The 255-nt window shown below is 72.2% G+C and carries 1 protein-coding gene; it reads left to right on the top strand.

The genetic code is table 11. The features are described 5' to 3' along the window. Positions 1-255, top strand: a 255-nt coding sequence (locus SM753_RS20895; protein WP_323192966.1) for a UbiA family prenyltransferase, incomplete at both ends; no start/stop codon positions are given.

Genomic DNA, 255 nt, shown 5'->3' with positions numbered 1-255 from the left:
GGTGGCGGACTGCTGCTCGCCGCGATCATCTTCCTGTGGACGCCCGCGCACTTCTACAACCTCGCGTTGGCCTACAAGGACGACTACGAGCGCGGCGGCTTCCCGATGATGCCCGTGGTCCGCGGTGAGACGACGACGCGCCGGCACATCGTCTGGTACCTCGGCGCGACGCTCGTCGCGGCAGTCGCGCTCGCGGCGGTCGCCGAGCCGCTGGGCGCGCTCTACGCCGTCGTGGGCGCCGACGGCGACGCCCAC

It is taken from the genome of Halostella sp. PRR32, from assembly GCF_034808085.1.
GTDB classification, from domain to species: Archaea; Halobacteriota; Halobacteria; order Halobacteriales; family Natronoarchaeaceae; genus Halostella; species Halostella pelagica.
The sequence above is the reverse complement of the archived record's forward strand: the minus strand, read 5'-3'. Positions and strand labels throughout refer to the sequence as shown.